Here is a 19061-nt window from a genome sequence, read left to right on the forward strand (position 1 = left end):
GAAAAAGCCATGTGCCAAAACGGCCTGCACTTAGATAACGATAATCCTGTGGTTTTGAACATCTTTACTACCTAAACCCGCTATTTACGCTTGTTTACTAGCTTTTACAATTAATCCTTAGTCCTTGGTAAAGGGGAACATCAGCTAAGAGAACCCTCTTCTGACTCCAAATTCAAGACTTATTTAAACAAATAACGCGACTTTAATCCTTCAAGGGTCATGTTCACTTGAACATCAGTGTGGGGGATAAGAAGATATTCCCACTCTTTTCCTTCATGTTCACGCTCATGCCTAGAAGCATGTGAACACCATTCCATAACCGCCCGCGCTTTGGCTTGAACCGTTTGATCTTCTATTTCTTTTTCTTTCTTAATTTCGCATATAAACTTGCTCGTCTTGGTTTCAACAACAAAATCAGGCTCATAGATGCTGCTGTGATTGTAGTAAATTTTGAAGTGTTCTGCTAGCGGCTTAAACCACTTATTAACGTTAGGATCATTCTCACAAATAACTGCAAACTTGCGTTCACTGTCTGAATCAAATTTCTGCTCAGGGTATAGGCATTTAATGAATCCGCCAAATACCATGCTGCGAATACGTAATTTGTCTTCCACAGGTTGGCGGAAAGGTCTTACGCCTTCTGCTAACAATGTCGTGTAGCTAACAGGCTTGAATGTTGAGAAACCTTTGCTAACAACGACCTCATAAGCAGTCGTCGTCTCAAAATAATGGCTCTTCATCTGAATATGAATAAATTCGGCTAGCTTGCCACGATTGTACTGCAAGACATTCCGAACAGAATGATCATTGGGCAAGTAGCTTTGTAAATGCATAACCATTTGATTACTTAATTTATACAACAATTCTGCATGGTCGTCGTAAGAAACGTCAGGAAAGTCCATCAATGCCGAAATCAAGTAGTCTGCCAATCTTTCTTCCATGGCTTGATTGCCGCTTCGTTGTAATATTTCACGATCATGCGTCCTTAGATGCTGAATTAAGATATGCTCATCAACAGGCTGCAGTCGAACACTCGAAGCTTCCAAATCGAAATCTTGATAGCCCCAGGTCAACTCACCTACAGGTTGAACGACAATTCTCGGAATATCGATGCTATGCTGTATCGTTTGTTCGACCAATGCTTCTATGACCTGTTCCACCAAGGCATTCGTCTGTTCGGGAAATAAATCTAGTTGATTGACGAGATATTCCGACCGAACTTCTTCTATCAACTGACGCTTAATTTCCCCCTTCGCCAAATGCTTAGAACTTGGCAGATGCTCGTAGCTCTGGATCTTTCTTTGTGCCAGTTCAAATACACTTCTGACATCCTCCGTTTGAATAGGCTTTGACTCATTATTTGTCGTCTTTACATTAGCGAACTGAGCTTGAACCTGTTCAACAACCGTCTGTTCGAGCTTTGGAACAGACGTTATAGGTTTTTTCTGCTCTTTGGCAACATCTTTCCCGATGTAGACACCATTCCGAATGATGGAATTCGGGTTGTTCGCTTCATCGATAATGTCTTGGAACTTATCGTGCGCAATAATCGTTAGTCGATCAACCGCTTTAACACCTGTTCTTTTCCCATAAGGCAACCGTAAACCTCTGCCAATTGATTGTTCAACTAGCGTTTTCGAATTCGCGGCTCGAAGAGGGATGATCGTATAGAGATTGGTCACATCCCAGCCTTCTTTGAGCATGTTGATGTGAATAACGATTTCCGTCTCAGAAGCTGGGTTCTCAAGCCTCATCAACTCAAGAATCGTATCATCCTTTTCTTGACCACTTTGATTGGAATGTACGGTAATGACTTTGTTCTTGTAGCGCCCATCAAAGAAGTTATCGGATTGAATGGTCTCCATCAATTTGCTCGCATGTACGGTATCTTGAGCCACTATAAGTATGAATGGTTTCACTATCGGTTGATGATTCTGCCGCGCATAAACTTCCAACTCTACTTTTGTTTCCTCATGAACCAAAATACCATCCTCAAGCTTTAATCGTTCAAGCTGATCCTCGGAGTACTGGCTTGCATTGAAGTTCTCACGAGTCGCAACCGCTGGCTCCTTTACGAAACCATCTTCCATCGCTTTATGTAGAGGGTAGCTGTAGATGACGTTATTGAACGGAATTGTCCGAGTACCTGATTCCACTTGGGGAGTCGCTGTTAATTCCAGACCGAGTATCGGCTTCAGCTCATTCAATACTTTAACACCAGCAGATGCACGATAACGATGGGATTCATCCATCAGAAGCACCAAGTCGGGTAATGTTGCAAGATAATTAAAGTAACTATCTCCTATGTACTCTCTAAGTCTCTTAATGCGCGGTGCCTTTCCACCGCGCACTTCAGAGTTGATTTTAGAAATATTAAAGATGTTGATATGGATTTCATCGTTGAAAATACTATACTGATTTCGATTACCCATACCATCTTCATAATTGTCACCTGTAATAATCACTGGCAGCACTGTCGTAAAACCAGCAATTCCTTTAAAGACATACTTAGGTGTGTTTGGAGTGAAGTCTTGAATCAGCTTGTTATAGATTGTTAAATTGGGGGCGAGAACGAAAAAATTCTTACTCTTCCCTGTTAGATATAAATAGGAAATGAATGCCCCCATTAATCGAGTCTTACCAACCCCTGTAGCCAATGCAAAACAAAGCGAAGGGAACTCACGCTCAAAATCTGTAACAGATGGATACAATAATTTTATTTTTTCCAACTCAGCAACTAGCATATCGTTGTCATATCGTCCAAGCTCAATCACATTGATTACGTCCGATAAGATCTCTAACGACTCTTTTTGTGGTTTTCTTAGACTGAGTCTAGCTGAGATTGAGTTCAAGTATTTATTCATATTTCTTCCCCTTCACTAAACAACTCCAATTGTTCTGTCTTCTCTTGTTGAGGAAGCTGCGCCACGTTAAGACTATAATCATCGCGACCGAATTCGCATTTATTGAGAATAGAAGAGGGTATCTTTTGAAAAGTAATCTTCGGAAAATCTGCAACGTTTAGATTGAAAGCTTTACAGCAAATCAATAACGTTTCGTTCTCACCAAGTTGATCATGAATCTGTTCGGCTAATTCCCTTGTCATCAATTGGGTAGTTGTATAAATGTAATCTGTTTCGGTTGAATTGCCTTGCTTCCAATAAATTGTATCATCAGGTGCATAGCTAAATCCATGATGTTTGCACATCGCTTCAGCAAGCATTGGAGCATTGTATTCTTTGTTGATAACCCAATTATCGAATTTATCTTTCTCTAACAAGCTCGGTGCGAGGCGATAATACCTAAATCCACCGCCCCCTTGCCAGTTCACCTCTTTGCTAATCCCACCTTGATCTGAACCGTCAATTACTTGCTTCATTCTAGGAATGATATGAGTGTGACAATGTTCCCCTAATTCAATCATAATCCATCTACGCCCCATTTTATGTGCGACTGCACCTGTTGTTCCAGAACCAGCAAATGAGTCTAGTACTAGATCCCCTGGGTTCGAAGCAATATGGATAATCCTTTGGATCAATCGCTCTGGCTTTGGTGTGTCAAACACTTCTTCATTGGCAAACATTTTTATTAGATTTTTTTTTGCTTCATCATTTGTTCCCGCATCATTAGCAAGCCATAATGTCTCTGGGGTAAGACCTACTTTTACCTCTGAAAGGAATTTTTTAATCCTAGGCGCTCCGTTACCATCCTTACCAAACCATATATTATTTTTTGATATCTCTTCGTTCATCTTCTTTTCGGTATAGAGCCAACATCTGCCTTTAGGCAAATCATGCTTTTTACCATTTGGAGCAGTTAACGTATAAAATTGATTAGCTGTTCCATGTCCAGCCTGTGCATTTGCCGATACAGATTGCCAAACCCCTCTAGGGTCATTGTCTGGATTTTTATATCGACTTAGTATAGAATCATCCAAATCAAGTGAATTTCTGCTCTTAGTAAACTCGATGGCATTTTTGGCATAAACCAAAATATATTCATGATTGTTTGAAAAAACTTTTCTATTCTCCCTTGTTGTTCTTTGTTGCCAAATAATCGTTGTAATGAAATTTCTTCTACCGAAAATTTCGTCGCACAACACCTTCAAGTAGTGAAATTCATAATCATCAATTGAAATCCAAATAGATCCATCTTCTGTTAATAATGAAAACAGTATTTTCAAACGGTCCTTCATTAAAGATAACCAAATACTATGTTCCAAACCATCATCATAATGTTCAAATGCATTTCCTGTATTATACGGAGGGTCTATATAAATACATTTAACCTTCTCGATAAATTCACTTTCTAAAGCCTTTAATGCCAATAAATTATCGCCAAATATAAGCTTATTATCAAATACATCTTTATCACTTAATTTTATTTTCGCACAATAATTATTTTCATCATTTTCTATTAAAATGCGAGGTTCAGGTTTTGAATCAACTTCTTTACCAATCCAAGTTAATTCCAATTTCGTTTTTTTGTTCATCTTCACACCCCGATTGTTATACTAATTGCCACTTGATTAAGAATAAGTGCTTCTTGCTGACTTTCTGTTCAAGCTTCTTTTCAACGTCTTGAAACAATAATTCCTTCTGACGATCAATCTCGTCCTGTGCTTCAAATAAATTGCGTCGCAATTCGCTGCGTTGCTTCTCACGTTCGCGAATCGTTTTGTTGATCTCAAGCTTCTCAGCGATTTGACGCACTAATCTTGCGTCTTTTTGAAACTGAGTGATTTCCGCATCAAGTTCTTTCAACTCAAACTCCAGCCTGTCTTTCAAGTCCTTTGACCACTTATCTAATCTTTCCAGCTCGCGGTCAAGAAATTCATTCGTACGCTCTTGAATATCCCACAGAATTGCCGATTCTTGCTGCTGGTTAATTTCAGCAATTTGCTCCGTAACATTTGAATTAATAAATTGTTCATGATCATTCAGTTCAATTTCAGTAGCTGGTAGATCAAATAGCTTCTCGCAAAGTTCTTGATCCAACTGATTTCCAATCGAGTCAACTGCGGAGAATATCAAATGCTCTTCATTCTCAGCAGCACTTACTTGCAATAAAGATAAAGACAAGTAACCGTTAATACCAATTCTATTTTGAAGAAGACTCACCTTGCCCTCATAATCACTATAACGGAAGTTAAGTTTCATCATTGGTAATTGACGGCTCTTGGCTTGCTCAATCCAATTTTCAGCCAGCGGATGACCTAATCGATAATGATGGACGTGTTCATTCGTTTCACTTTTCTTCACATGCGATATGAGCTGATACTTATCCTTACTATTCATAAGTTGGAAGCTCAACTGCTCCGAATTAAACTGTGCATACGAACTTCCTTCATATTCGGTGAGTGCCCATAGAAAACGCTCCATCTTATTCAATTGGAGAGTAGTCTGCTCGTAGTTCGTTCGCAGCTTCTCACGCACTTCATCGTCGAAATTCTCGAGCAGGTTCTTCCTTGTCTCCTGCATCTTACATTGGATCTGATCGTCGAGTTCCAATTGCAACTGATTGAAGGCATCTTGAATTTCTTCAGCAGAACGGCAAGTTTGATAGATCTGCTGTATTCTTTTTTCAAAATCGACACCTGACTCCAGCGACCCCAAGACTTCATCAGACGAACCAAATACACCATCAAACAAACTAAACTTCTGAGATAATAGCTCAAATACCCTTTGGTCCGCTGCGTTCTTACGGTTTATGAAATTAATGACGACAACATCATACTTCTGTCCGTAGCGATGGCATCTGCCAATTCGTTGCTCGATTCGTTGAGGATTCCAAGGTAGATCATAATTGACGACCAGACTGCAGAATTGAAGGTTAATTCCCTCCGCCGCTGATTCAGTCGCAATCATAATGGCAGCGTCATTGCGGAAATATTCAACCAACGCCGCTCTCGTATCGGCTGTCTTAGAACCCGTAATCTGATCATCATGCTGATGCCGTTCAAGCCACTCCTGATAAATCCCCTTAATCTCAGGCGAGCTATTCTTACCGTTGAACATGACTATTTTTCCAGAATAACCGTTGTGTTCAAGCATTTCTTTCAAATACAGTTGTGTTCTTCGGGACTCTGTAAAAATAATGGCTTTATCGTTTGCACCAAGTTCACGAAGTGTGGAAAACCCATTTGCAAGGGCAACAAGCAATGCTTTACCCTTTTCATTCTCTGTGATGGAGTTAGCTAATTCGTAATAAGCAAGCAGTTCTTCTCGCTCGCGAAGAATCAGCGCTCGTTCCTGTTTTGAAGCAATATTTCCCTCAGACTGCTCATCGTCATCAGACCATTCTTCTACCGTTGAATCCATCTCATCAATATCATTATAAATGTTTTCAATCCCTTGCCCACTTCCTTCTTCCTCCAAAGAGGATTCAAGCCTTCTGACAAGTGATAGAAGGGTATCAGAAATAGCAAAGGATGATGAAGCTAATATCTTACGTACAACCAAGGTCATGAGATTACGTTGACTTCGGGGCAATGCTTGAATATTTTCTCTTTGAAGATATGAGGAGACCTTCTCATACAAATCCCATTCTGCTTCGCTCGATGAAAACTCCTGAACAAGTGGAATTCTCTTCGTGTAGGGAACGTATTCCGTCACCTGACGGCGCAACGTACGATGGCACACGGGATGCAGCCGATCTTTTAAGTCAAGAAAATCAAGCCTGGTCATTTCTTTGGTTCCGCTTCCGAACTGCTTACGGAAAGTTGATTCATCACCAAATAATCTTGGGTCAATGAAACTTACCAGACCGTATAGCTCCATAAGCGAGTTCTGCAATGGTGTAGCAGTTAAAAGTACCTTAGGTGCGCCATCTGTTGCTTCTCGAAGTATTCTAGATATTTTATTTGTTTTCTTGTAGACGTTACGAAGACGGTGGGCTTCATCGATGATGATTAGATCCCAATCGGTTCGTTTAAGATCAGCCGATTTGTTCCGAGCGAACTGGTATGAAGTGATGACAATGTTGTCCTTCTGCTCGAATGGGAAGCCTTGTCCTGCCTTCACGTATTCATTGTAGTTTTTGCTCTCAATGATGATTGATGGGAGATAAAACTTCTCAATCAGTTCCCGATTCCATTGCTTACGCAGCGGGGGAGGGACAATGATAAGGATTTTTCGTTTCCGTTCTGCCCATAGCTGACTAATAATCAGACCAGCTTCAATCGTTTTGCCAAGTCCGACTTCATCGGCAAGAATAGCGCCTCGTTCAAGCGGAGCGCGGAATGCAAACAACGCCGCCTCTACTTGATGCGGGTTTAGGTCTACAGTCGCATTAATCAATGATTGACTAAGGCGGCCAACTGTATTAGAAGCACTCTGCTTTGTTAGTTCGTAAGCATAATATTGGCTATGATACGCAGTACTCATATAAATCCGCCACCCTGTTGGTTTCTACTCTGAGTATACAAGAATGGTAACTTATTCGACAGGGTAGGTCTTAATCCCTTGTTTTCAACCAAAAAGATCGGTCAATTTGAAGGTTATTCCATTTCTGGTGTCGAATTTAACCTCATCAAAATGTTGCATGGAGGTAACTGTAATGTCTTACAATGGAATGAGATGGTACAAGTGTGATTTTCAAATGCAAACACCTGGTGACCCTAATAACTGGTTACAAGATGATCCTGCATTTCTAAGTAGAGAATATTCACAAGAAGAACTAATTGCGTCCGTTGATTTATATTTAACTCGATGCCACGAGGTCGGATTAGAAGTAGTATGTATAACCGACCACAACTTCATTGGTATTGATTATCTTCGAATGTTGAAAGGTAGAAATGAACTCATAGCAGATCAATTACAAAAGCAACCTTTAATTATATTCCCTGGATTTGAGGTAGAAGTATCTCAGGGATTAGGTATTCATTTGCTATGCATTTTCGAAGAAAATAAATCTTTGCATGATATCGATGATATCGTCACGCAGTTAGGTCTTACCCGATCTGAACGAGTTAAAAATGGCAATATTGTACCTTTGCCGCAAGCTACGTTTGCTCAAATTGAGAAAATTGTACAGGATGATCATCACGGGGTCATTATTGCTGCTCATCCAATGTCAGAAAGCGGTCTTTTAAATAATAATTTTATTACTGATTTTTTTCAAAGGGATATGTTTTTGAATCCGAAACTGCTAGCCCTTGAACTACCAAAGCCAATTGCTGAGTTTTCTGCCAATATGCAGAAGCTGATTACAGCAGATGTGGCTTGTCACGCCGAGTGGAGAAGAGAACGGAGAATAGCTGCTGTCATGTCCTCAGATGCATACAGCCTGTCTGAAGGTTCTAAAGGATACATAGGAAAAAGGCATACTTGGGTTAAGATGTCCAATCCCTCTTTAGAATCAGTCATTCAAGCCTTTTTGGACTATGAACGAATTGCATTGTGTTCAAATAGTCCAGACGAAGATGTTAGACACGATAAGATTGTTTCACTTTCCATCGAAAACGTTGCCTTTCTTAATAATCAAACGATTCATTTATCACCAAATTTAAATTGTATTATCGGCGGTAGAGGTTCAGGAAAATCATCAATTCTTGAATACATCAGGCTCGCAGTATCTCATAAGCCCGATTTAAAAGATACAGAACAGATTCAAAGAGTACGGAGAACACTGCCTCAACCATCAGTAGTAAGGCTCACTTGGGAAGGTGCAAATGGGCTAACGGATACCTTTGAATACGATGCCGCCACTCAAACCGCAAGAATAACTAGCAGAGAAGTGCAAGATCCTGCAACCATCTTGAGGAACCTGAAAGTTCAAGTATTTAGCCAGCGTGAGATATCCGAAATTGCCCAAGAACAAAAAAGCTTATCAAGCTTGATTGACACAATTTCTGGGTCTGAGCTTGTTAGGTTGAAATCAACAGAAACTGAGCTAATATCGACGATTCAAAGTTTATTTCAAACAAGAAAGACGATTGAGCGGCTCAAGAATGAGCGAAATACTCTTCTTCAAGAAATTGGCGAGATTCAAAGACAGTGGGATGCATTTGTCTCAGTGCAAACGGAAAACGAACGCAGGAACAAAGCCATTGTTGCAGAAAGCTATTTACGTGAAGCAGTAGAAGAAGCCAAGCAATTCGTTACATCGTGGAATGAAAATATTAAATTGTTCACGAGAGAGCATGCTGATCTTGTAAAACAAGATTGGTTAGATGATCCTTTCTTTGATGACTTAAACGTAGGTCTAAAAGCTGCGAAGGAAGAACTAGAAAAGAATATAACGGCTGCATTAATACAATATTCCGAAGCGATTGATGGAGTCACGGAGAAACATGAAAAATGGGAAACAATAATGAACGCTATTCAGCAAACAAAATCTGATTTCATTGCCGCATGTCATGAGAAAGGTGTACACCCTGATAAACTTGAAGTAATGGAGGGGCTAGAGCAGAGTATTCGAATAAAGGAACAAGATTTGGAGGACAGAGAACAGAAGTTAATCAACTCTTCACAAGAAATAGAAAAACTATTCACAAGTGTTGGAAATCTTCACGATACTTGGTTAGCACAGACAACATTGAAAACTGAAAAAATTAATTCGATTTTGGCATCTGGATCTATTCCATATACAAGGCAGGCTTCTCCATTCATATCCGTTGAAATCTTTAAATGCAGAGATCAGGAACATTTCAAGCAGATTTGGAGTACAAATCATAACATTCGCGGAAACACTCGATTAGGAAGAAATTGGGATGCTATTGGTGAGAAATTGTTTCAATTATTCGAGACAAGCGAGGAATTGACGCCATGGACGATACTCTCACAGTGGCTTGAGAACCCAGAACTAATGCCAACTGAGTTACAGGGACACCATGGCGACCTTAATGCATATCTCACAGGAGAAGGCATTGGATTCTGGGAGACAATGCAAATTACTCGTGTAAACGACAGAATTAATATCACATTATTTCGGGATGACGGAACCCGAGCTGGCTCCCTCGATGACGGCGGGCTTTCAGACGGACAGAAGAACACTGCGATTTTAGCGTTGCTGTTTGCTCATGGTACAAATCCAATCCTGATTGATCAACCAGAGGACGAGCTGGATTCAGATTTCATTTACAATCAACTTGTTCCACTTCTTAGAAGAGTCAAGTACAAGCGTCAAATCATCCTTGCTACGCATAACGCCAATATACCTGTGAACGGAGATTGTGAATTGCTCTATGCACTAAATACCGAAATGGGCAAAGGAATCTTAAAGGCTGAAGGTGGACTAGAAAAGCCACATGTAAAAGAAGCAGTATTAGACATCATGGAAGGATCTAGAGAAGCATTCAGACGTAGGCAGGAGAAGTATAATTTTTAACACTTCCTCATCATAAAGAATGCATAGTTACAATCAAACACAAGAGAAATGCAGATGTCATATCAAATTGACATCTGCATTTCCTGTCTCAACTGATTTATTTGCATAATAATAAAGGTGAATAATCCCACAAGCCCAATAAAATCAAGGCTTCCCGCTGCTTCATATTGGGTGTGTTTCAAATCCCATCACATTGGAGATGTGGTTGCGGACCGTTTTTTCACTGATGAATAACAATCCGGCAATATCCCGTGTGGTTTTGTCCTGCACTAGAAGCTCGAATACTTCGCGCTCGCGATGCGTCAATAGAAATTTGCTGTGATGTTCGTTCCCCTTCAATGGTGTGAACACCGTGTATTCGTGCGTTTTTCCTACTCCCTCGCCATCCTCATAAATCCTTTCAAATAAGCGTCAGTAAAGGATTCGACCGCTTTTGTATCCCTTATGGTTTTTGATCATCCCTTGATATATTTGAGCGTTTAGCACCAAAAATAACACCATTTTTTATCCCAATTAATATAAGATGATATCAATTCAAACTTGCATTCAGAAACTGCTCGAAATTAACTTTCCCACCATTTCTCAAATATGCGCGGTATAAATACGCCTCAAATACAAGCTGAATTTCATTTAACTTATCCGCATTATCCAACAGAGATGAAGGAAGTATTTCTTTCTCAATCAGTCTCACAAGAAACGACTCTCCAATAGGGTGCAAATCAAAAAAGTAAGAGTAAATTTTTTCAAACTCGTAACCCTCGTGTGTAAACTCCCACTTAAGTGAAATCATCATATTTTGGAGATCGTCTCTAATTTCGGATAGTCGAGATGAAACGTGTTTAAGGTATTCATCTATAATTTCAAGATCCGCATCCTTCACGTTATCTAATTTGGTCTCTAACATTCTAATTATGTAATGTAGTGTGTTTGAATGACCCCCTTTTTCCCCAAATCTATCATTATTCTCTTTTAGAAGATTATGTGCTAATGCTAATGCATCCGTATTTGTTTCAATTTGTTTAGCTCTATATTCTTGGATATGCTTATCCATAATTTCATCAACTTTTATGGATAAGTCTGCGAGAAGTTGATACCGCATTTCTGTATACATATTTAGGTCACTGATATTAATGCTTAGTGGGTTTAATCTTTCATTTTTTGAAGGGTCGTTACTATAGACAAAGACCATAAAATCGCCAGCACCGGGAAATACTCCTCGCGCCGGCCAACTTGCATAAAATCTTTCTCCTTGTTTGGTTACGACACCATCAATACTAGTTAAATTAACAGGATGTGTGCTAAATACAGCTCTAATGTGTTTGAAATAGATATCGTCACTTAATTTGGACTGATGGAAAACAGAATTGTCGTTTGAGAACGGATAATCTACCTGTAGAACCCGATGGAGCTGGACAATAGATTCGTACAAAATATCGATAGAAGTTATATATTGCATCAAGGTTAGAGACAAAGAATGATTATGTCCTAAACCAGCATGCATATCTTTAAACTCTATTTCAGGTATTCCCTCGACAGTAACATTGATCCAATCCATTGCTGAACAAATAATATTCCATTTGTTTTTCCCATTAATGTTTTTGTATAACTCACTAAAAATTTGATGTTCATTGACTTTATCTCTAAATCTTTCAATTAACTGTTCATCGAGATTGATCTGCATCTTCATCCTTCATCCTCCAATAGTTTTGTCCTATTCATAATATGTCAGAATCATGAAGCATTTGGAATAAATTTTTCTAGTTCATTCACTGGATTGCATATAAAAACAAAAAAGCAGGTTAATTACCCCTGCTTTCCTGTCTCTCTCCAAGAAACCAATTCACAAATGGTTCACGGGGTATCTTTATGGTTCTCCCGATTTTGACCACATGGAACTGCCCTGAATTACATAAGTCATAAGCTTGGTTTCTGCCAATTGTTAAAAATCTCTGTATATCCTCTACCTTGAGAACTGGAGGCAGATCATCTATATTTAGTGAACTCATACCATCACCTCAATTTATCATAATGCTGAAATTGGTTGTCTCATGACTTCTTTATCCCTTCAATATTTTCAAATCCCTTCAGTTCCTTTTCTTCCTTCACGACCTGTATGTTAAGGTTCAGTGCGATCTTATAGAACGCCTTCCATTTAAGATGGTAATATGTCGTCTCGCTTATTGGCTGATCAAATGCGTTGTTATAAACGACATAAATCGAAATCACAATCTGTATTAAGGTAACGTTCTGAGATCAATATGCGTTCCCTTCTGGGAAGTTTACTCACCACCCTTTCGATCCTTTCGCAATAGGCTCGCCGGGCTGCTGGCTCATCCACATTATAGGTAGCTATACTTCCAGTTTGGTCGCTTGTTACTCCCGTATCGCTCCTGGGTGTAGTAGACCATTCAGCTGTCGTTTTCGCTTCTCTCTCCTCGAACAGCGTTGACTTATAAATTCGATATTTCTCAAGCGCGGCCTCTACTGCAACCCGTGTTTTCTTTCTATCAAACTCCGGAAGTTCAAATGACATCTGCGTCACCGTATCACCTCAATCTGTGAAAAGATTCCCCGACCGGAGCCGGGGAGGTGTTACTATTTAGAATGGAAGATCGTAAGAGTCACCATCTGGGATGTCCGGACCTTTGGTGTCGTCTGGGTATTGCTGCCCTGGATCTTCAGCCTCGTCATCGTCAGAATCATTTTCATCAGCAGCATCGTCGAGAGTGAGTTGGTTCGGATCATCTTCCATATCAACCGTGCCATCAGCATTGATTTTTCCACGAACACCTTCCCGGGGCTCGTTGAATTCTTCAATACTCATCTGACTGGGGGCCACGCCGAGCATTACATTTCTTCCAGCAAATTTGTATAGGAGTTGGGCCTTGTCATCCTTGTCACCTTTAATCCAAATTTCATAACCGTTTTTTTGCTGTCACGCTGCATGGAGACAAATTCGGCTGAGATATCGCCGCATACATCATCACCGGCGACTTCCAGGGAGAGGACAACAATGCTGCCGGACAGTTCGTACAGATCAATCTCATCGCCCACATCTTCGGTTCCTTTAATCTCAAATTTCAGAATTTCCTTCTTGTCGTCTTTCTGCATCGACTTAAACAGCACGTTCATGGTGGTTTTCATTTATAATTGCTCCTCTCGGAATAAAATTTGGAATAATTCCTGTTGCATTTGCTGTTATCTGCCCGCCCCGCCCTTTTTCATGTATTTGTTGTTATAGCCAAGCTGCGGAGCTGTGATGGTGTTGTCCTGGTACTTGCGGGGATCTGGTGGCTTGTCAGCTCCTTTATAAGGGTCAAGTGATAGAACCTCATAGAACGTCACACCCCGACTAATCTCGAAGTCTATTGTCATCATATAAGGTTCGTTTCTTTCGAAAGGGGGGCCTTATATGATCAAAAAGATTGAAAGATTTGGGGTGAAAACCTATGTTTCTCTGATCGAGAAAAGATCATTTCGTTTCATTTGGGATCACAAAACTGAGATTTTGAATGCAATTGAATGGATAATTCGCCACATCTTCTAAAAAGGGCATATTGTAAAAGAATCATTTTCCGCTGTTTGCTTCGCCAACCCGCAGCCTTGAAACAGTCCAGCATTGTCACTGTACACCTTGGCTGCATCTACATATTGGCTAATATTCTGGGATTTCTCCTTATAGGGGCTATGCCCTCAAAATAACTGCTGCTGTATAATTGCTGTCCGCCGCTGTGCAATCTCCACATACTGCGGGCCGATTTCTATAATTGTGCATTCACGGTTGTTCTCCAGCGCGACTTTGCGGGTCGTTCCGGATCCACCAAAGGGATCAAGCACATGTCCGCCCGGCGGTGCACCAGCGAGAATGCAGGGCTCGATCAGTTTCTCCGGGAATGTCGCAAAGTGCGCTTCGGCAAATTGTGCTGTCGCTACCGTGGTTTCTTCCGTCTTTTCTCATCCCATGTACCTTACTTCGCCATCACCTTATGGGCTTTTTGGGTTTAGATTATGGGCATAGAAAAAGCCACCCAGGTTATGGATGGCTTTATGCATACACATATTTGAATTATGGAGCATTTTTTATTAGTGCTATAAATCTTTCTTTATAAATTTCTATCTTTCTTGGGTGAAGAATTACTCCCACTATCATGTGTAGAATGATAATACATCAACTTTAATACAGACAATTTCACTCATATTAACTATACTTTAATTAATTTAGAAAAAAGGAGAAATTAATTCATGTTATTTTCAGAAAGAATGGGTTTTAAAAGCCCTCGTACTATTCTTCAAACTGATAATATTGACCTTGAGTTATTAACCGGAATATGGAATGTTCTGTCGGACCTTATCTGGAGGGTAGAGAACTTAATGTATCCCACAATACTTCATAGACTGCACGAAAATATTTGGAGAAACTTTTTCAAAAAACCGGTTGACAACTTACCAGACACCTTTGCTTTAAAAGGAGTTGTTAGAGAATACTTTTTTTCAGAAAATGTTCAATGGTATGTAAAATACGATTTATTAGAATTCCTAATTAGCGCTATTAAATATAGTGACTTACCCAACAAAGAATATCTTCAAAAAAACATTATTACTAAAATCAATATAGAATTAGAAAAGGAAATGTCAGGATTTCGCATCATAGATCTGACTATATCACCTATAGTATCTTCAGTTGAGATCACTGAAATCGAAGTAAGTCTGTCCTATGATAAATCGTTTCATGGAATTTCAATACATATAAACAGAGCTCTCGATTTACTTTCTGACCGAAAAACCCCTGATTATCGAAACTCAATCAAAGAATCTATCAGTGCCGTTGAGTCAATGTGTAAAGTACTTACAGAGAATAAAAAAGCTACGCTTGGAGAAGGATTAAAGAAGTTGGAGAGCTTCGGCGTCACGATTCATCCATCTTTAAAAGAGGCTTTCAATAAGCTTTATGGCTATACAAGTGACGAAAAAGGAATACGACATGCCATATGGTCTGAAGAAACAAGCACTTTTGAAGAGGCTAAATTCATGCTTGTTGCTTGTTCAGCATTCTGTAATTATGTTATCGCTCTAAAAAATAAATTTGAGTGAGGTGACTCTAAGTCGCCTTTTTTATTACACAGAAAAATCACCGGTTTGGGTGCCTAAATTATTATTTTCAACGCATTGTTTTTATTTTTTGATAAAAACATTTCTTTCTCCCAAACCTTTTCCATCCCGAGATGATATGCCTTGTAAATCAATTGGTCTTCACTTTCTTTAGTCAACTCCACCTGATCAGGGATAATAGAAATACCATTCAATCGATCAGGGTCAACATCTAAAAGAGGAGCAACTATACCTACATGATCTGAAAAAAGCAACTTACCTTGTTTACTTCGATGATATCCATTTTGTCCTTCCTCCCTCATACCGTAGTTCGGAGTATGGAAGATAAATCTCCTGCTAATCTCATAAGGTGCGCTTGTTCAATTCTTCATCATTGTCGACCAGCATCAAGTCCCAGCAGGTCTGACAGAACGAAGCTTTGAGGATCGTGTGCTCTGTCGGCTTCGGATCATTACAGATGACACACTGACCTTTGACCGGCTGTTTCCGTTTATCGCCTTCCTACTTAACCCACATGGACAACACTCCTTTTAAATTGAATTCAATAGTGGAGAAGCGGACTCGAACCACCACTACCGACCGATCACAGCCGGTGTGCTATCTATTTACACTAACCCCACAGATTGCCCCTGCCAGACCGCACGAACGCGTTTCGTACAGCCTAGACTCATAGGGCGAGTGTTTGCCCCTCATTTACATAGACACGCTGTACGTGCCCTCAGGGGGCTTTGATAAGTAGTGTGCGTTTGCTGACTGACACACAGGAACGTAAATAGAACAGCATGCCCGCGTGTTCTACCCTTGCGGCTCTTGGCCATCAAACAGGTAATTGGTGTGTCGGGTGCTGTTCTCTTTGTTTTCCATGCTATAAGAATATCACGTCTAAAACCTAATGCTCATTCCTAATCCTTTATTTTTCCTTCTATTATTCTGTACTCTTTGCTGTTACTTTGTGGTGATTAAAACATCTCTTTGGAGTTGATCCAGACTCTCAGCTGCATCTGATTGCATGTTCGGCATCAAATGCCCATATGTGTCCAGCGTGAATGAAACTGAGGTATGACCCAATCTTTCAGATATTACTTTAATGTGTACCTTCTGCTGGATCAGGAATCCCACATGCGTATGTCTCAGATCGTAGAAAGCAATATGAGGAGCTTCATATTTCTTCAATTGCCGGTCCCACATTCGTTGAATACTTCTCATAGTTGCTGGCCCGCCGAAAGAAGTACAGACAACCAGGTCATTCATCTGATACTCAGAACCTAATGATAAGCGTTCCTGTAATATAAGGGACCGATGTTCTTTCAAAGCTTCGACAGTATCCGTCGATAACGCAATTGATCGAATACTCGAATTAGTTTTTGCACCTTCCTTGATACGACGGCGTTTGGTTACAGTCTGTTTTATAGAAAGAGTCTTATTTTTGAAATCAATATCAGACCAGCGTAAACCTAATATCTCCCCAGGCCTCATACCAGTCATAATGGCAAGAAATGTTGCAATCCAATATCTACTCGTCCCTTTTGTCTTATCCAAAAATTCAAAAGCGAACTCTGGAGTCCAAATCGGGCGTATCCGTTTATTTACCTTTGGCTTGTCTACAACACCACAAGGATTAAACTCAATAAGTTTTTTCTTAACGGCATCATTCAAACATGTATTAACATTAGAAAATGTTCGCTTAACCGACCATTCACCGAGTCCTTTTTCTTCTATCATGAATGTTATAAAATCCTCTATATGTTGGGCATTTAATTTAGATAAAGGGATATCACCAAGAGAAGGTTTGATATAGAGCCTTATGTTATTCTCATACATTTCCCTTGTTTCTTCGGATATCTTTCTTTTATTTTTACACCATTCTGAAATAAACTCCCCGAATGGAGTCTTCTGAGGACTAAAATAAGTTCCATTCTTCAATCTAGACTTATGCTCTACCTCTGCTGCCTCTGCTTCCTTCTTAGTCTTAAAACCCCGCTGCTTCTCCCGATCCCGCTTTCCATTTGTGATTGTTCCCGTATAAAACGAATAATACCAAGGGTTCTTTTTTACATTTTTATCTTTGTACACTCCCATGGGTAGCCTCCGATCATTTAAAAACATCATTAACACCAAATTAGCACCAAATCGCTAAAATAGCAATTTTATTGTTTAAAAAAACCTTTATTAACAACGTTTTTCTCAATGTGTAGTACACCCTTCAATGGTGTCACCCCTCCTTGCCCTGGGTTTGTTTGGTATAACAAGGTAAAGGGATACAGTCAAAATCATTTTATGTATAGTGGGTGGTAATGGTGCGGTCGCAGCCCTAAAATGGGCGATAGCGGAGAGGCTATATTTTATGAAATGGATTCTATGGCTAGCTTTATATTCGGAAGGTTATAAGCGCACACTATGCTAAAATAGATGAACTATATTTCTTGTCCCAGGAGGCAGTCCGATGGCCAATATCAAAGAAATTGCCCGCATTGCCGGGGTATCCGTAACAACTGTATCGCGCGTGCTGAACAATCATCCATATGTAAGCAAGGATAAAAGAACAGCCGTGCTGAAAACCATAGAGCAACTGAATTATACACGCAATATGAACGCCGTTCATCTGATTACGGGGCGTACCGGGGCGGTTGCGGTTATTTTGCCGTCAATCAATTCTTTTTACTTCTCGGTGGTGATGGACGGGTTGGCTCAGGCTGCGCTGGCGGCGCAATACCGTCTGATTCTATGCCAGACCAACTATGTTCCCGAAGAGGAGCTTAAGGTGCTGGATATGCTGCGTAACAAGGAAATTGACGGAGTAATCATCGTCTCGACTGCACTGAAGCCTGAGCTGATCGAGCCATACTGTGCTTACGGACCGATTGTAACCTGCCAGAATAGCGGGCAGCGTCCGTACTCTTCTATTTATATTGAGCATTACGCCGCGTTCCGTCATGGATTGGATTATTTGTATAGCAAGGGGCACCGCAAAATCGGCTATTGTGAAGGCCGCGAGAACGGCAGCAGTGCCTCTATCCGCCAGAACGCTTTTCAGGATTTTCTTGCAGAAAAAGGGTTGCCTTTTGATCCGGAATGGATGGTCTTCGACTGTGTGCGTGAAGAGGACGGAGCAGAGGTGGCCCGTCGCCTGCTGGGTAATCCCAACCGGCCTGAGGCGATGATTATTTCCGGCGATCATGTGGCTGCTGGACTGATCATTGAAGCGCGCAAGCACGATCTTCGTATCCCGGAGGAGCTTGCGGTGATAGGGTTCGACAACCAGCCGATCGGACGGCTGCTTGAGATCACAACGATTGACAACCAGCTCTACCAGATGGGCTCGGCGGCCTTCGGGATGGTTCATGAGCATATTCACGGCAGCAGTCTTCCAGTGACCCGGAAGCTGGAATACCGGATTATTGAGCGGTCTACGGTGTAATCTGAGGTGTGCACAAGCTTCGAATAACGATGCGTCCATAACGTATGTGGTGGTTGTATATCATACTGCAATGGGTTCGCCGGCTTCAACGAGATTCACAAGCTGCTAGGCGTCACCAGACTTCAGTACCTTCCATAACCTCTACTCCTCTGTTACTTTCTCCTCCCTTCTGCTCCGGCATCCCTTATACTTGTCCGCTTGCTCC

Annotated in this window: 15 protein-coding genes, 1 tRNA gene and 1 pseudogene; 3 read left to right on the plus strand and 14 right to left on the minus strand. The window is 40.6% G+C overall.

Features of this window, described 5'->3' with window-relative positions; translation table 11 throughout:
* Positions 1–179 precede the first annotated feature (179 nt).
* The 3 genes from AC0MA3_RS15465 to AC0MA3_RS15475 are packed head-to-tail and all read right to left on the minus strand — an operon-like array spanning position 180 to position 7385.
* The gene (locus AC0MA3_RS15465; protein ID WP_474656829.1) at positions 180–2864 is read right to left on the minus strand and encodes a DEAD/DEAH box helicase family protein; all 2685 of its coding nucleotides are present in this window, start codon (positions 2862–2864) and stop codon (positions 180–182) included.
* On the minus strand, positions 2861–4492 hold the full coding sequence (locus tag AC0MA3_RS15470) for a site-specific DNA-methyltransferase (RefSeq protein ID WP_474656830.1): 1632 nt from the start codon (positions 4490–4492) through the stop codon (positions 2861–2863). The genes AC0MA3_RS15465 and AC0MA3_RS15470 overlap by 4 nt, the downstream gene beginning before the upstream one ends.
* A 16-nt stretch (positions 4493–4508) precedes the next feature.
* Positions 4509–7385, minus strand: coding sequence for an SNF2-related protein (locus AC0MA3_RS15475; protein WP_474656831.1), 2877 nt, complete (start codon positions 7383–7385; stop codon positions 4509–4511).
* 172 nt (positions 7386–7557) lie between these two features.
* On the opposite strand from AC0MA3_RS15475, the gene AC0MA3_RS15480 reads away from it, so the two are divergent.
* A complete protein-coding gene (locus AC0MA3_RS15480; RefSeq protein ID WP_474656832.1) occupies positions 7558–10329 on the plus strand; it encodes a TrlF family AAA-like ATPase in 2772 nt (923 codons plus the stop codon).
* Positions 10330–10491: 162 nt separating this feature from the next.
* Here the strand turns inward: AC0MA3_RS15480 and AC0MA3_RS15485 are convergent, their stop codons facing one another.
* The 8 genes and pseudogenes from AC0MA3_RS15485 to AC0MA3_RS15520 form a co-directional block, all read right to left on the minus strand.
* The gene (locus tag AC0MA3_RS15485) at positions 10492–10668 is read right to left on the minus strand and encodes a LuxR C-terminal-related transcriptional regulator (protein WP_474656833.1); all 177 of its coding nucleotides are present in this window, start codon (positions 10666–10668) and stop codon (positions 10492–10494) included.
* Between the two features lie 190 nt (positions 10669–10858).
* Positions 10859–12016: a hypothetical protein gene (locus tag AC0MA3_RS15490; protein ID WP_474656834.1), complete on the minus strand. Its 1158-nt coding sequence runs from the start codon at positions 12014–12016 to the stop codon at positions 10859–10861.
* A gap of 112 nt (positions 12017–12128) precedes the next feature.
* Positions 12129–12335, minus strand: a complete 207-nt coding sequence (locus AC0MA3_RS15495; protein ID WP_474656835.1) for a helix-turn-helix domain-containing protein — start codon at positions 12333–12335, stop codon at positions 12129–12131.
* Positions 12336–12529: 194 nt separating this feature from the next.
* Positions 12530–12862, minus strand: a complete 333-nt coding sequence (locus AC0MA3_RS15500) for an ArpU family phage packaging/lysis transcriptional regulator (RefSeq protein ID WP_474656858.1) — start codon at positions 12860–12862, stop codon at positions 12530–12532.
* A 66-nt stretch (positions 12863–12928) separates the two neighbouring features.
* Positions 12929–13177 (minus strand): hypothetical protein, encoded by a 249-nt coding sequence (locus AC0MA3_RS15505; protein WP_474656836.1) that lies wholly within the window; start codon positions 13175–13177, stop codon positions 12929–12931.
* The gene (locus tag AC0MA3_RS15510; RefSeq protein ID WP_474656837.1) at positions 13177–13473 is read right to left on the minus strand and encodes a hypothetical protein; all 297 of its coding nucleotides are present in this window, start codon (positions 13471–13473) and stop codon (positions 13177–13179) included. The genes AC0MA3_RS15505 and AC0MA3_RS15510 overlap by 1 nt, the downstream gene beginning before the upstream one ends.
* A gap of 54 nt (positions 13474–13527) precedes the next feature.
* Complete coding sequence (locus AC0MA3_RS15515; protein ID WP_474656838.1) at positions 13528–13707, minus strand: hypothetical protein; 180 nt, start codon at positions 13705–13707, stop codon at positions 13528–13530.
* A 315-nt stretch (positions 13708–14022) separates the two neighbouring features.
* Positions 14023–14247 (minus strand): annotated as a pseudogene (locus AC0MA3_RS15520) (DNA methyltransferase); the annotation flags it as partial.
* Between the two features lie 324 nt (positions 14248–14571).
* Here AC0MA3_RS15520 and AC0MA3_RS15525 point away from each other — a divergent pair.
* Positions 14572–15420 carry an AbiJ-NTD4 domain-containing protein gene (locus AC0MA3_RS15525; RefSeq protein ID WP_474656839.1) on the plus strand — a complete coding sequence of 283 codons (849 nt, stop codon included), beginning with the start codon at positions 14572–14574 and terminating at the stop codon, positions 15418–15420.
* A gap of 53 nt (positions 15421–15473) precedes the next feature.
* On the opposite strand, the gene AC0MA3_RS15530 is transcribed toward AC0MA3_RS15525, so the two are convergent.
* The 3 genes from AC0MA3_RS15530 to AC0MA3_RS15540 all read right to left on the minus strand — a co-directional run bounded on the left by AC0MA3_RS15530 (position 15474) and on the right by AC0MA3_RS15540 (position 17517).
* Complete coding sequence (locus tag AC0MA3_RS15530; protein WP_474656840.1) at positions 15474–15740, minus strand: hypothetical protein; 267 nt, start codon at positions 15738–15740, stop codon at positions 15474–15476.
* Between the two features lie 244 nt (positions 15741–15984).
* Positions 15985–16058: transfer RNA gene (locus AC0MA3_RS15535), tRNA-His, on the minus strand.
* 325 nt (positions 16059–16383) lie between these two features.
* On the minus strand, positions 16384–17517 hold the full coding sequence (locus tag AC0MA3_RS15540; protein WP_474656841.1) for a site-specific integrase: 1134 nt from the start codon (positions 17515–17517) through the stop codon (positions 16384–16386).
* Positions 17518–17881: 364 nt separating this feature from the next.
* On the opposite strand from AC0MA3_RS15540, the gene AC0MA3_RS15545 reads away from it, so the two are divergent.
* Entirely contained in the window at positions 17882–18856 is a 975-nt protein-coding gene (locus tag AC0MA3_RS15545) for a LacI family DNA-binding transcriptional regulator (RefSeq protein ID WP_474656842.1), read from the plus strand.
* Positions 18857–19061: the final 205 nt, after the last annotated feature.

It is taken from the genome of Paenibacillus sp. LS-5 (assembly GCF_056121505.1).